13 protein-coding genes are annotated in these 14,437 nt (G+C 49.9%); 1 reads left to right on the forward strand and 12 read right to left on the reverse strand.

All coding sequences use genetic code 11. From position 1 onward, the window contains the following. Nucleotides 1–169: 169 nt before the first annotated feature. The 7 genes from OGV77_RS05035 to OGV77_RS05065 all read right to left on the reverse strand — a co-directional run bounded on the left by OGV77_RS05035 (nt 170) and on the right by OGV77_RS05065 (nt 9,565). The gene (locus tag OGV77_RS05035; protein ID WP_047408260.1) at nt 170–928 is read right to left on the reverse strand and encodes an amino acid ABC transporter ATP-binding protein; all 759 of its coding nucleotides are present in this window, start codon (nt 926–928) and stop codon (nt 170–172) included. A gap of 7 nt (nt 929–935) precedes the next feature. Further along, nucleotides 936–2,039 (reverse strand): amino acid ABC transporter permease, encoded by a 1,104-nt coding sequence (locus tag OGV77_RS05040; RefSeq protein WP_047408263.1) that lies wholly within the window; start codon nt 2,037–2,039, stop codon nt 936–938. A gap of 9 nt (nt 2,040–2,048) precedes the next feature. Next, nucleotides 2,049–3,230: an amino acid ABC transporter permease gene (locus OGV77_RS05045; protein ID WP_075145560.1), complete on the reverse strand. Its 1,182-nt coding sequence runs from the start codon at nt 3,228–3,230 to the stop codon at nt 2,049–2,051. Nucleotides 3,231–3,299: 69 nt separating this feature from the next. Then, nucleotides 3,300–4,325 carry an amino acid ABC transporter substrate-binding protein gene (locus OGV77_RS05050; protein WP_047408269.1) on the reverse strand — a complete coding sequence of 342 codons (1,026 nt, stop codon included), beginning with the start codon at nt 4,323–4,325 and terminating at the stop codon, nt 3,300–3,302. A 461-nt stretch (nt 4,326–4,786) separates the two neighbouring features. After that, entirely contained in the window at nt 4,787–5,008 is a 222-nt protein-coding gene (locus tag OGV77_RS05055; protein WP_043017839.1) for a lipoprotein, read from the reverse strand. A 271-nt stretch (nt 5,009–5,279) separates the two neighbouring features. Then, nucleotides 5,280–8,393, reverse strand: a complete 3,114-nt coding sequence (locus OGV77_RS05060; protein WP_087051112.1) for an efflux RND transporter permease subunit — start codon at nt 8,391–8,393, stop codon at nt 5,280–5,282. An 11-nt stretch (nt 8,394–8,404) separates the two neighbouring features. Next, nucleotides 8,405–9,565 (reverse strand): efflux RND transporter periplasmic adaptor subunit, encoded by a 1,161-nt coding sequence (locus tag OGV77_RS05065; protein WP_087051113.1) that lies wholly within the window; start codon nt 9,563–9,565, stop codon nt 8,405–8,407. 413 nt (nt 9,566–9,978) lie between these two features. Here OGV77_RS05065 and envR point away from each other — a divergent pair, with 413 nt between their 5' ends. Next, nucleotides 9,979–10,635 (forward strand): acrEF/envCD operon transcriptional regulator, encoded by a 657-nt coding sequence (envR, locus tag OGV77_RS05070; protein ID WP_075145562.1) that lies wholly within the window; start codon nt 9,979–9,981, stop codon nt 10,633–10,635. Between the two features lie 46 nt (nt 10,636–10,681). Here envR and OGV77_RS05075 read toward each other — a convergent pair whose 3' ends face one another. The 5 genes from OGV77_RS05075 to prmA all read right to left on the reverse strand — a co-directional run bounded on the left by OGV77_RS05075 (nt 10,682) and on the right by prmA (nt 14,431). Next, complete coding sequence (locus OGV77_RS05075; RefSeq protein ID WP_003025279.1) at nt 10,682–10,846, reverse strand: DUF2556 family protein; 165 nt, start codon at nt 10,844–10,846, stop codon at nt 10,682–10,684. Nucleotides 10,847–10,928: 82 nt separating this feature from the next. Next, nucleotides 10,929–11,813 (reverse strand): adenine-specific DNA-methyltransferase, encoded by an 885-nt coding sequence (yhdJ, locus tag OGV77_RS05080; protein WP_075145563.1) that lies wholly within the window; start codon nt 11,811–11,813, stop codon nt 10,929–10,931. 88 nt (nt 11,814–11,901) lie between these two features. Next, nucleotides 11,902–12,198, reverse strand: coding sequence for a DNA-binding transcriptional regulator Fis (gene fis, locus OGV77_RS05085; RefSeq protein ID WP_000462905.1), 297 nt, complete (start codon nt 12,196–12,198; stop codon nt 11,902–11,904). 25 nt (nt 12,199–12,223) lie between these two features. Next, nucleotides 12,224–13,189: a tRNA dihydrouridine synthase DusB gene (dusB, locus tag OGV77_RS05090; protein ID WP_008785970.1), complete on the reverse strand. Its 966-nt coding sequence runs from the start codon at nt 13,187–13,189 to the stop codon at nt 12,224–12,226. A 360-nt stretch (nt 13,190–13,549) separates the two neighbouring features. Further along, a complete protein-coding gene (gene prmA / locus OGV77_RS05095) occupies nt 13,550–14,431 on the reverse strand; it encodes a 50S ribosomal protein L11 methyltransferase (protein ID WP_043017832.1) in 882 nt (293 codons plus the stop codon). Between the last annotated feature and the right edge of the window lie 6 nt (nt 14,432–14,437).

The following is a 14,437-nucleotide window of genomic DNA, read 5'->3' on the forward strand; positions in this document are numbered from 1 at the left end:
AATCCGCCGGGAGCGGATTTGAACGTTGCGCAGCAACGGCCCGGAGGGTGGCGGGCAGGACGCCCGCCATAAACTGCCAGACATCAAATAAGTGAAAAGGCCATCCGTCAGGATGGCCTTTTCACGTTTATACGTGGGAAAAAGCCGGAACTGTATCCGGCGTGTGGCTTTAATGAATAACCTGCGATAAAAACGCGCGGGTGCGTTCGGATTTGGGGTGAGCAAAAAACTCATCCGGTGGTGCCTGTTCCACAATCTCGCCAAGATCCATAAAGATCACCCGGTCGGCCACTGTGCGGGCAAAGCCCATCTCATGAGTAACACACAACATGGTCATGCCTGATTGCGCCAGACCTATCATGGTATCCAGCACTTCTTTTACCATTTCAGGATCTAACGCTGATGTGGGCTCATCAAACAACATGATTTTGGGCTTCATACACAGCGAGCGAGCAATAGCTACACGCTGTTGCTGTCCACCAGAGATTTGCCCGGGATATTTATGCGCATGTTCCGCAATGCGAACTCGCTCAAGGTAGTGCATTGCCAGTACCTCAGCCTCTTTTTTCGGCATCTTTTGCACCCAGATTGGCGCCAGCGTGCAATTTTGCAGGACCGTCAAATGAGGAAAGAGATTAAAGTGCTGAAAGACCATGCCAACTTCCTGTCTGACGCGCTCAATATTGCGGATGTCTTCATTGAGTTCTATCCCATCCACCACAATACGTCCTTGCTGATGCTCTTCCAGATGGTTGATACAGCGAATAGTTGTTGATTTACCCGAACCGGAAGGACCGCACAATACGATGCGCTCGCCCTGTTTTACCTTCAGGTTGATGTTTTTCAGGACATGAAACTGTCCGTACCATTTGTTGACGTTTTCCAGCGTGATCATCGCGTCAGTAGATTGCATTAATAATTGACTCATAAATTCCTCAGTGCGGTGTACGCCCGGTGTTAAAACGTTTTTCCAGATGTTGGCTATAACGCGACATGCTGAAACAGAAGATCCAGTAAATCAGTGCGGCGAAAACATATCCTTCCGTCGACATACCCAACCACGCGGGGTCCACAGTGGCCTGCTGCACGCTACTAAAGAGATCAAATAAGCCGATGATGATGACCAGACTGGTATCCTTGAATAAGGCGATAATCGTGTTAACCAGACCCGGGATAACCAGCTTGAGGGCTTGCGGGAGAATGACCAGCCCTTGCGTTTTCCAGTATCCTAATGCCAGTGATTCAGCGGCTTCATACTGACCTTTAGGTAGGGCCTGTAACCCTCCGCGAACCACTTCTGCGACATAGGCTGACTGGAAAAGAATAACGCCGACCAGCGCTCGGATAAGTTTGTCGATACTGGTCCCTTCGGACATAAACAGAGGAAGCATGACCGAAGACATAAACAGAACGGTAATCAACGGCACACCGCGCCAGAACTCAATAAAAATGACGGATAAAATCCGCACGACTGGCATATGAGAACGACGTCCCAGCGCCAGTAAAATGCCCCACGGAAGCGCGCCCGCAATCCCCACGGATGCGATGATAAGCGTCAGTGTTAATCCACCCCACTGCCGGGTTTCTACGCGCTCCAGCCCGAAAAAACCACCGTACATCAACCACCAAACCACCACTGGATAAACGACGGCCCAGACGGCGATATAGCGGCCACGATGCGGGATTGTTTTCAAGAACATGGGAACGATAGACAGCAAACCAATTATCAGGGCCAGATTTACGCGCCAGCGCTGATCGTGGGGATAAAGTCCATACATGAATTGCCCAAAGCGTTCATGAATGAACACCCAGCAGGCTCCGGCTTTGGTGCAGTCTGCTCGGGTTGAACCGACCCAGTTGGCCTGAAAGAATACCCAGTTCAACAATGGCGGAAGAAATGACCAAATCAGCCAGACGCACAGCAGTGTGAGTAGGCTGTTTGACCAACTGGAGAACAGGTTTTTACGCATCCAGAGTAGACTGCGACTTGCCGGGTTACTGCTCTGGCGCGAGGGGTGAGACAGCAGTGCTTTTGTCATCATGGCTCCTTAGCGCTCAATCAGTGCAATACGGCGGTTATAAATATTCATCAATAAAGAAATGCTCAGGCTGATGATCAAGTACACCGACATCGTGATGGCGATAGTTTCAATGGCTTGCCCTGTTTGATTAAGTACCGTGCCGGCAAACAGTGAAACCATATCCGGGTAGCCAATGGCGGCCGCAAGTGAGGAGTTTTTGACGATATTCAGATACTGGCTGGTTAATGGAGGAATGATGACGCGCAGCGCCTGCGGGATGATCACCTGACGCAGCGTCACTGGATTTGGCAGACCCAGCGAGCGTGCGGCTTCATGTTGGCCATATGGAACAGCCTGAATTCCCGCCCGAATAATTTCTGCAATAAACGCTGAGGTATACACTGAAAGCGCCAGCGTCAGAGCCGCTAGTTCAGGTATAAGCACCATACCGCCACGGAAGTTAAAACCGCGAAGCGCGGGGATATCCCAGTGAAGCGCAGCACCAAACATCCACTGTGCAATCAACGGTAAAAGTACGATCAGTGCCAGAGCCGTAGGCCAGGTCCGGCGTAGTTGACCGGTTTTGGTCTGGTGCATTCTGTTGTAGCGAAATAACCCGATGGTGATGACGATAGCGATAATGACAGCGGCGCAAAAGGCAAAAAAACCTTCTCCCATTTGCGGCGCAGGAATATAGAGCCCCCGGTTGCTCAGGAACATCAAATCCAGCGCGTTAACGGCCTGACGTGGGCCTGGCAGGTTACGTAATACGGCGAAATACCAGAAGAAGATCTGCAGCAGCGGCGGTATATTGCGGAACGTTTCGATGTAGATCGTTGAGAGCTTTCGCAATAACCAGTTATCTGACAGGCGTGCCAGTCCGAGAAAGAAACCGAGAATTGATGCGAAAACAATGCACAGTGCTGAAACTAATAGTGTATTGAGCAGGCCAACGATAAAGACACGGCCATACGTATCGCCTTGCTCGTAATCAATCAGATGCTGGACAATACCAAATCCGGCGCTGCGATCGAGAAAAGAAAATCCCGAGGTAATACCGCTATTGTTCAGGTTATTTATCGTGTTATGAATGAGATACACCGCAATGCTGATAACCGCAATGACGGCGAGTATTTGAAATAACCAGGCGCGGACCGCAGGGTTAGAAAAGGATAACGATCCTTTTACGGTTGAGCGGCGATGGAACATAAGAAAACCTCAGTAACTATGACTCTGGGCTGAGCGCCGCAGTTGCGGCGCCCGTTACATCACTACGCATTAGCGCACCGGTGGCGCATACTGAATGCCGCCGTTATTCCAGAGGTTGTTCTGTCCACGTTTGATCTTCAGTGGGCTTTCCGATCCAACGTTACGCTCAAAGATCTCCGAGTAGTTACCAACCTGCTTGATAATGTTGTAAGCCCATTTGTTATCAAGCTTCAGATCCTTGCCATAATCCCCTTCTTTACCTAACAGGTGTGCCATATCCGGCGTTGCAGGATTAGCCGCTTTTTCATCAACGTTTTTCGAGTTAACGCCCATTTCTTCCGCATTCAACATGGCGAACAGCGTCCAGCGAACAATGGAGAACCACTCATCGTCCCCACGACGCACGACAGGTCCCAGTGGTTCTTTAGAGATAACTTCTGGCAGGACAATCCACTCAGCCGGATTACTCAGCTTGATTCGCAGGGCGTACAGCTGAGACTGGTCGGAAGCCAGCGTGTCGCAGCGTCCAGATTCCAGAGCTTTAGCGGATTCATCCGAGCGGTCAAAAGTGACGGGGGTGTACTTCATGTTGTTGGCTTTAAAGTAGTCAGCCACGTTCAGTTCGGTATCTGTTCCTGCCTGAATACAAACCGTTGCGCCATCCAGCTCTTTAGCGCTCTTCAGACCTGCTTTATTGTGGGTAAGAAAACCAATGCCGTCGTAATACGTCACGCCCGTGAAAGACATACCCATACCGGCATCACGAGAAGAGGTCCATGTGGTATTACGAGAGAGCATGTCGACTTCACCAGATTGTAACGCGGTGAAGCGTTCCTTAGCGGTAAGCGGGGTATATTTTACTTTGCTATCATCGCCAAATACGGCGGAGGCAACGCCGCGACATACGTCGACATCAATACCTGAAAACTTACCGCTTGCATCGGCGTAAGAAAAGCCAGGCAACCCGTCACTGATCCCACACTGCACAAAACCTTTTTTCTTTACGGCATCAAGTGTTGCGCCGGCATGAGCCTGATTTGTAACCGCAAGCAGCACGCCGGCCGCAGCCAGGCTGGCTATTATCATCTTTTTCATAGAGCATCCTGTGTGGAGGAATTATTGTTATGGAAACGTTCTTAAAACGTCTTTTACCTGTCTGTGGCGATGGCCATACTCTTTTAAGCAAAGGTAGTGCCAGGTTTTTTGCGCACGATTATTCGACGCAATATGCAGAGTGTAGACAGGAATAAATAAATGCAGCGCCCTGAAGTGGTGCAAAATTGAAACGTAAGCCACATTTCGGCGCAAAAAATTTAAAATTCAAACCGAACGCGTGATAACGATTTCGTACGTTAATATTGATGGCGTGAGAATAATGAAAAGAAAACACGGTGTTACGAAGAACCGAAAAAATGCTAATTTCAAATCGTGGATATGTGAGGGGAATCTATAATAATTTTATTATACGTTGAGTGCTATATACCAACGTTTTGTCTTATATGAAGATTTAATTCTTATTGCAAAAAGCGCGGTACCCACCGCGCTTTTATGAAGATTTATTTGGTCAGGGCAACTATCCCAAGCGTCAGCCCGGCAACGGCTGCTGCGCCACCGGCGATGGCACCGGCTGTTTCCCAGTTATCCTGAGTGGTGCCTTTCATACAGGTATTGGTATGAACCAGGCGTCCCTGATCGTCGTATACAGGTACGCAAGGAGAATCGTGTGCACAGCCGGCCAGCAATGCGGTAAGCAATGCAACGGATATTAATCTTTTCATGGTGTTACCTCAAATATAAGCGTTTCGCTAATCGAGCAAAGACAAACGCTAAGCCATCTGCGAACTCGGGGATTATTTTACCACCTCTTAAAAAAAGACTGACATGAGGAATAATCTCAATTCATGTGGATTGTAAAAATAATGGATAAAAAGAAAGGTGGCGGGCGGGTTTTCAGGAGAGGTCAAAAACAAATAAATAGCTATCTTATTAATAAATAAAGAGGGGCATCATCGGTGAAAAAGGCGTCCGAAGACGCCTTTATTTTACAAATTAATCGTTGTGCCGATTAAAACGCCGTCTGACGACAACGAAGAAGACGGGGACGAAGAAGATTGCCAACAGTGTCGCGGTCAGCATGCCTCCCATTACGCCTGTTCCGACCGCATTTTGCGCACCACTCCCGGCACCGTGGCTGATAACCAGAGGCATAACCCCCAGAATAAACGCCAGAGATGTCATCAGGATTGGACGAAGACGCATGCGTGACGCTTCCAGAGTAGCTTCAATCAAGCCCTTGCCTTCTTTATCCATCAGGTCTTTGGCAAATTCGACGATCAGGATGGCGTTCTTAGCCGAGAGGCCAATAGTGGTTAACAGGCCCACCTGGAAGTAGACGTCGTTATTCATCCCACGTAGCGACGCTGCTAACAGCGCGCCAACCACGCCAAGCGGCACAACCAGCATGACCGAGAAGGGGATCGACCAGCTCTCATACAGTGCTGCAAGGCAAAGGAAAACGACAATTAGCGAGATGGCATACAGCGCTGGCGCCTGGTTACCCGACAGTCGTTCCTGATAGGACATACCCGTCCAGTCATGACCAATACCATTTGGCAGTTTTTCCGCCAGGCTTTCCATCAGCGTCATTGCTTCACCAGTGCTTCGCCCTGGTGCCGCTTCGCCCAGTATTTCCATGGATGGCATACCGTTGTAACGTTCCAGGCGCGGTGAACCATAAATCCAATGTGATGCACTGAACGCGGAAAACGGAACCATTTCGCCATTGGCGCTGCGGATATACAGATTATTGATGTCCGCTGGCAGCATGCGGTATTTGGCATCCCCCTGGACGTAAACTTTCTTCACGCGGCCACGGTCAATAAAGTCGTTAACGTAATAGCCGCCCAGTGATGCGGAGATAGTTTCGTTGATATCCGACAGCGAAACCCCCAGTGCCTGTGCTTTCTCCTGATCAACATCCAGCTTAAACTGCGGAGTATCTTCAAGTCCGTTAGGACGAACGCGAACCAACAGATCGGGGTGTTTAGCCACCATCCCCAGCAGCTGGTTACGCGCTTGCGTCAACGCCGTATGCCCCAGACCGCCCTGATCGATCAGTTCAAAATCGAAGCCGGTTGCGGTACCCAGTTCAACAATAGCGGGCATATTGAAGGGGAAGACTAACCCATCGCGGATCTGGCTGAACGCGCGTGTAGCGCGTGCAATGACCGCTTCAACACTATTTTCCTCACCGCTACGTTCATCCCAGGGCTTGAGGCTAACGAATGCCAGACCTGAGTTTTGCCCCTGACCGCTGAAGCTAAAACCGTTAACCGTGAAGACGCTTTCGACGTTAGCTTTCTCCTTGGTCAGGTAGTACTGAGTAACCTGATCCAGTACTTTCTGGGTGCGCTCTTGCGTCGCTCCTGCCGGAAGTTGAATCATTGTCATAAACACACCCTGATCCTCCTCTGGCAGGAAGGAGGTCGGCAGGCGCATAAACAGAACCGCCATTCCGATCACGATGATCAGATAGACGACAAGGTAACGCCCGGTTTTACGCACAATACCGCTGACGCTATTGGTATAGTGATTAACGCTGTGATCGAATTTGGCATTAAACCAGCCAAAGAAACCGCTTTTTTTCTCGTGATGCTCAGCCGATACCGGCTTCAACAGCGTTGCACAAAGTGCAGGAGTCAGGATCAGCGCGACCAGTACAGAAAGCGCCATGGCGGAAACGATGGTAATGGAGAACTGCCGATAGATAGCCCCGGTTGAGCCGCCAAAAAAGGCCATGGGGATAAAGACCGCAGACAGCACCATGGCGATACCGACCAGCGCCCCCTGAATTTGTGACATGGACTTTTCCGTCGCCTCTTTAGGCGGCAGATGATCTTCCATCATCACGCGTTCCACGTTCTCCACCACCACTATCGCATCATCGACCAATAGACCGATGGCGAGCACCATCCCGAACATCGTCAGGGTGTTTATCGAGTAGCCAAACGCGGCAAGTACGGCGAATGTGCCCAACAATACGACGGGGACAGCGATGGTTGGAATGAGCGTCGCCCGGATGTTTTGCAGGAACAAATACATGACCAGGAACACCAGTACGATCGCCTCAAACAGCGTTTTTACCACTTCATGAATCGAGATGGTTACAAACGGCGTCGTGTCGTACGGATAGACTACCTTCATTCCCTGAGGGAAGAACGGCTGCAGCTCAACCAGCTTAGCTTTGATGGCGTTAGCGGTATCCAGCGCGTTTGCCCCGGTTGCCAGCTTAATACCGAGGCCAGAAGCAGGCTTACCGTTAATACGCGCCACGACGTTGTAGTTCTCACCACCCAATTCGATCCGTGCAACGTCCTTCAGGTGAACAACTGAACCATCGCTGTTCACACGTAAAGTCACTTTGCCGAACTCTTCAGGGTCCTTCAGTCGCGTTTGCGCAATGATAGAGGCGTTAAGCTGCTGATTTGGTAATGCGGGCGTACCCCCTAATTGACCTGCGGCAATCTGATCGTTCTGCACCTTCAACTGGTTGATCACATCAACCGGCGTGAGCTGGTACTTATTCAACAAGTTTGCATCCAGCCAGATGCGCATGGCGTACTGCGCACCAAACAACTGCACGTCACCTACGCCATTAAGACGGCTGATTGAGTCTTTCACGTTCGAGGCGACGTAGTCGGAAATGTCATCCTGCGTGGTTTGTGGGTTATCAGAAACAAAACCCGCAACCATTAAAAAGCTGCTGCTGGATTTCTCGACGCTAATCCCCTGTTGCTGAACTTCTTGCGGCAGGAGTGGCGTGGCGAGCTGCAGTTTGTTTTGTACCTGAACCTGCGCGATATCGGGGTCGGTACCGGATTGGAAGGTCAGCGTGATGGTCACGCTCCCCGCGGAATCGCTGGTGGAGGACATATACATCAGGTTATCGATACCGTTCATGTTCTGTTCGATAACCTGCGTAACGGTGTCCTGTACCGTCTGTGCATCCGCACCTGGGTAGGTGGCGGAAATGGCGACCGCAGGGGGGGCGATAGTTGGGTATTGCGCCACAGGCAGTTGCATGATTGCCAGAGCGCCCGCCATCATCAGAATGATAGCCAGCACCCAGGCAAAGATAGGACGCCTGATAAAAAAGTTAGCCATGTCCGGTTACCTTATTGGGCTTTCGTGGCAGGGGTTTCGGTATCGGCGGTTGCTTTAACCTGAACGCCAGGGCGTGCTTTTTGTAAGCCGCTCACGATAACTTTGTCACCCGGTTGCAGACCTTCGCTGATGAGCCACTTGTCGCCAATGGCTTGTGCGGCGGCGACTGCGCGAGACTCAACCTGACTCTTGTCGTTAACGACCATCACGGTGGCATCGCCGCGAGGCGTGCGCGTCACACCCTGTTGCGGAACGAGAATGGCATTCGGCTGGACGCCTTCATCAATGCGCGCGCGCACAAACATGCCCGGCAGCAGCGTGTGCTGCGGGTTAGGGAATACGGCCCTGAGGGTGATGGATCCGGTGCTTTCATCAACCGTCACGTCAGAAAATTGCAATGAGCCTTTCAGCGGGTACGATTGACCATTTTCCATCACCAGTTCGACGGTACTGCTGGCACTGTCTTTATGCAGGCTTCCTTGCTCAACGGATTGCTTGAGGCGCATAAAGTCATTACTGGACTGTGTTACGTCGACGTAAATAGGATCAAGCTGTTGCACGGTAGCAAGCTCAGTTGCCTGACCATTCGTGACTAATGCGCCTTCGGTGACGTTAGATTTACCGATACGTCCGCTAATGGGCGATGTCACTTTGGTGTAAGCCAGGTTGATACGTGCGCTTTCGACCGCCGCTTTTGCCGCGATTACGGAGGCATCGGCCTGGCGGGCATCAGCAATTGCCTGATCGTACTCTTGCTGGCTGATGTACTTGGTGCCAACCAGCGGGACATAGCGTTTTACCGTTAAATGCGCGATAGCGGCAGCCGCTTCACTCTTTGCCAGTTCGCCTTTGGCGCTGTCATAGTCCGCCTGGTAAGTCGCGGGATCGATCTGATAAAGCGACTGACCGGCTTCAACATCGCTCCCCTCGGTAAAATTCCGTTTAAGAACAATCCCGCTGACCTGAGGACGGACCTCAGCAATACGAAATGCCGTTGTGCGTCCAGGTAATTCAGTCGTCACAGCTAAAGGCGCCTTTTCGACGACATGAACAGTCACCTGCGGCTCTGCGGGATGAGCTTGTGTTTCTCCCTGATCGTTACAACCGGCGAGTAATGCTGCGGAGATGATGATGAATGAGGGCAGGAGTGAAAACCTGGCATTTTTCGTCATTTCTATTCCTTAAAAAACCGAACGCTCGTTATTAACCGGGTAACGCAGAGGCGATAACGCGCACAAGAAAAAATAATAGTTGGCTATCCTACAAATTATTAGCTTGCGATGTAAGCAATACTTATTTATAAGCGCAGTACACGGCACGTAAAAACAAAAAAAGATTAATCTACTGCCGTTTCATTATGGCGTTAATAGCAATACTATGATGCGCATAAACACATATTGAAATAGATATTGAATTGGTGAATATATTGATGGTTGTTATTTGTTTTGTTTATTCGTGTGTAATGTCTGCAATTAACGCGGTTAGACCTCGTTTAAATAAATGCTAAGTGATACATTTGTTCCGTATAGCAAATATTAGATAAGAAAGTTAATCATTCTCTACTCTACCCCAGACAGTCGAAACCATGGCCAGAAAAACGAAAGCTGATGCTCTCAAAACACGACAGCACCTGATAGATACAGCGATTGTGCAGTTTGCCGCGCGCGGCGTTAGCAATACGACGTTAAACGACATTGCGGATGCCGCCAGCGTGACGCGGGGGGCGCTGTATTGGCATTTCGAAAACAAGACGCAACTGTTTAATGAGCTATGGTTACAACAACCTCCATTGCGCGATCTTATTCAGGACCAGCTTATTGGACGTTGGGGGGATAATCCTTTACAGCGACTGCGTGAAAAGTTTGTGGTGGGATTACAATATATTGCGCAGAATCCTCGCCAGCAGGCATTAATGCAGATTTTATATCATAAATGTGAATTCCATAATGATATGATATCAGAGCTGGCTATTCGCGATAAAATAGGTCTCAGTCATCAAAGCATTCGTGACGCTCTGCAGAAGTGCGTGGATGAAAATCTGATTGCCACCAGTCTGGATTTAGATGTCATCATCATTATTTTGCACGGTAGCTTTAGCGGAATAATAAAAAACTGGTTAATGAATCCAGTGAGTTATGATTTGTATGGGCAAGCGCCAGTATTAGTTGATAACGTATTAAAAATGTTAAGCCCGGACGGCTGCGTAATGCAATTAATGCAGAGTGAAAATCAGCCTGGGTAGAGTTGGCCGCCAGGGCCTGACGACTGTCGAAGTACTACCCGTCGTGCTATTCGAGATCGACGCAGTTGACAAGCTTAAGAGGGTTCACTGAATTCATATTCCGACACTTGTCGTGCTCCGTTGTCATCAGCTCTATCCACTGAATGAGCAGCGCATCAAAAAGAAAAACGAAGACCGCAAAAACAACCAGCCACCAATACTTGCGAATCATTACCAAGCCCTGTGTATTCATGCCCAAGCGTGCAGGGAATATACACGAAATCTGTAGGCTGAAAAGCAGACTTACAATGCTTTTACTTTGCTGAAAGATCGCCGTTCTTTGCCGTTAATCGACTCTTTTTAGACAGGTTTTTTGTCTTCCGCTTTTTTACCTTTGCAAGTTCAATCTCTGAAAAATGAGAGCCAATACTCATTCTTCTGAGTCCCATTTTTACGTACTCGGCATTGATTTCAATCCCGACAAACTTGCGGCCTAATTCCACGGCGGTGGCACCGGTGGTGAAACTACCGGCAAACGGATCCAGCACGCTGTCATCTGGGCAGGAGGAAGCCAGAATGATGCGTTCAAGCAGGGCTTTGGGCTTTTGCGTCGGGTGATTTTCATATTCGTCCATCAGATAACGAACGCGTGGAAACTCCCAGACATTGCCCGGCACTTTTTTCTGGTTGTAAGGTTGGGGCGGGTTCTTTCTGTAGTCTATCAGCGCGCGTTGGGCGCCTGTTTTAGCTTCCACCAGAATATCATCACGATTAAACGTGTAGTTTTTCTGATCTTTTACCATCATCAGGATCGGTTCATACATCGACCCAAAGTGCTTTTTAGCCTGTACGCCGGAGCTATCGTATGACCACACGACACGGCTCTTGATGGTAAAGATCTGGCGGCATTTGAGGTCGATGTACGGCATGTTCTCCGTACTGTTCATGATGTACATGGTGCCGTGCGGTTTGAGAATGCGGTGGCATTCGTCAATGCACTCAAAGAGCCACGCCAGAAAAGCCTCTTCATCCCAGGATTCCACCATCCCGTCAAAGTCTTTACCGATGTTATAAGGTGGGTCGGCAAAAATGAGATCGATGCTTTCAGACGGCAGCTTTTTCAGTTCGGTCAGCGCATCACCCAGGATTATCTTTTTAGACTCATCGCCAAAATAGACAGGTTCACATCTTGCGTTCATCGCCAAAGCCTCCCGTATGACGTTAATAAAAAAGGCGCTTCCCCATGCCGAGTAGCGCCTTTTAAAACAAACATTTCGCTGATTAGTATCAGTTCATGCCGTATTTTTTCAGTTTTTTACGCAGCGTACCACGGTTGATGCCCATCATCAGGGCAGCACGGGTCTGGTTACCGCGGGTGTATTGCATCACCATGTCCAACAGGGGCTGTTCTACTTCAGCCAGTACCAGCTCATAGAGATCGTTAACATCCTGACCATTCAATTGAGCAAAATAGTTCTTCAGTGCCTGTTTAACCGAGTCACGCAGGGGCTTTTGAGTTACCTGGTCCTGAGAGTTAACGGTAGAAACGGTCAGTACGTCAGAATTTACGCGTTGTTCGAACATAGTTCTGTCAGCTCTTTATTTCTGTTTACGCAAAATTTTCGAAGTATGCCTCCAACGCCGCCAGCTGTTCGCTGGAATCTTCAATGGCGTTGAATGTGCGCCGAAACTGGTCATCCGGAGCGTGTTCCTGGAGATACCAGGATACGTGTTTACGCGCAATTCGGTACCCTTTTGCCTGACCGTAAAAGTCGTGCAGTTCCCGAATGTGCGCACAAAGCAAGCGCTTCACCTCTGCCAGAGGCAGCGGGGGCAGCAGCTCCCCAGTGTCCAGATAATGCTGGATTTCCCGAAAGATCCAGGGTCTTCCCTGAGCTGCACGTCCTATCATCAGGGCATCCGCCCCCGTATAGTCGAGTACAGCTCTGGCTTTATGCGGGTCAGTAATGTCGCCATTCGCGATAATCGGAATGGAAACTTTCTGCTTAACTGCCCGAATACTGTCGTACTCAGCATCTCCATTGAACAAACAGGCGCGGGTGCGTCCATGAATGGTCAGAGCCTGAATGCCACAGTCTTCAGCCAGTTGGGCAATCTCTACGCAGTTACGGTGTTCCGGAGCCCAGCCGGTGCGAATCTTGAGTGTGACAGGAACGTCCACTGCATTGACGACCTCGGTTAGTATTGATTTCACTAAGTCCGGGTACTGCAAGAGGGCTGAACCTGCGAGCTTACGATTCACTTTTTTAGCCGGACACCCCATATTGATATCAATAATCTGGGCGCCGCTTTCCACGTTAATACGTGCGGCATCGGCCATCTCAACAGGGTCGCTACCGGCAATTTGCACCGTGCGAATTCCTGGCTCATCAACGTGCACCATCCGTAAACGAGACTTGTCACTTTCCCAAACCTGCGGGTTAGAAGACATCATCTCGGATACCGTCAATCCGGCTCCCATCTCATAGCACAGCGTCCTGAATGGTCTGTCAGTGATGCCAGCCATAGGTGCTGCGATCAGGCGATTTCTGAGCTGATATTGTCCGATGCGCATGAGTTAAGAAATGACCATACTGTGACTGCAAGGCGGCGTATATTACGCATTTTTCGCACGAGATGAAAGGCCAAACTTTGACCAATCCACTGAGGTGGATCAATGAATTGCTGGTTAAGTACACAGTTTCAAATTAAAATCTTTAATAATCATTTGGATACGATGTTGTGCTAATTTTTCATCCGTTTATAAATTCCAAAAACTTCTCTTTTTTTATTACGGCCAGACTCAACATATCAGGATAAAAAGCTGTTTTTGTGAGCAAATAGTGACTTTGTAATGCGATCTCGCTCCCATTTCCGCAAATCCGTTTGCGAAAAAAAGAGCGATTATTGCGTTACCAACGGTAACGAGAAGGGACTATTTTTTCTGACCGGTGATGCGGCACCATTCTTCTTTCTCGATAACCGGATCGAGCGTAAAGAGATCGGCATAGGCTTCGCAAACGCTTTCCGCCTGGCTGGCAAGAATACCAGAAAGCCCCAGTAAACCGCCCTCAACGGGCAGTACGCTGATTAGCGGCGCCAGCTCACGTAATGGGCCGGCAAGAATGTTAGCGACCACCACGTCGGCTTTCATCGCTTCTGGCTGGTCTTTTGGCAGGTACAACTCCAGACGCTCGGAAACGCCATTGCGCTCGGCGTTATCCCGGCTGGCTTGAATCGCTTGCGGATCGATATCCACGCCGATAGCTTTCGCTGCGCCCAGTTTCAGCGCCGCAATGGCAAGAATGCCGGAGCCACAGCCAAAGTCGATAACCGTTTTGCCGTTGAGATCGAGACCGTCCAGCCATTGCAGGCACAGAGAGGTGGTGGGGTGAGTACCTGTGCCAAATGCCAGACCCGGATCCAGCATCACGTTGACGGCATTCTCATCCGGGACATCGCGCCAGCTCGGGCAAATCCACAGACGTTCGCCAAAGCGCATCGGGTGGAAGTTATCCATCCATTCGCGTTCCCAGTCTTTGTCTTCGAGCTGTTCGATTTTATGCGCGAAGCCTTCGCCCAACAGCGGATGTTGCTCCAGGATGGCAACCACTTCTTTCATGTCGGTTTCTGCATCGAACAAGCCGATCACATCGGTATCTCCCCACAGGCGAGTCTCGCCCGGCAGAGGTTCAAACACCGGCGTATCATGCGTATCCTGGAAAGTAATGGAAACGGAGCCCGCTTCCATCAGCGCATCGCTCAACTCTTCAGCGTTGGCGCCGGTCGTGTTCAGTTTCAGTTGGATCCATGGCATGGCAAA

The organism is Citrobacter sp. Ce129, assembly GCF_030334545.1.
Lineage (GTDB): Bacteria > Pseudomonadota > Gammaproteobacteria > Enterobacterales > Enterobacteriaceae > Citrobacter > Citrobacter europaeus.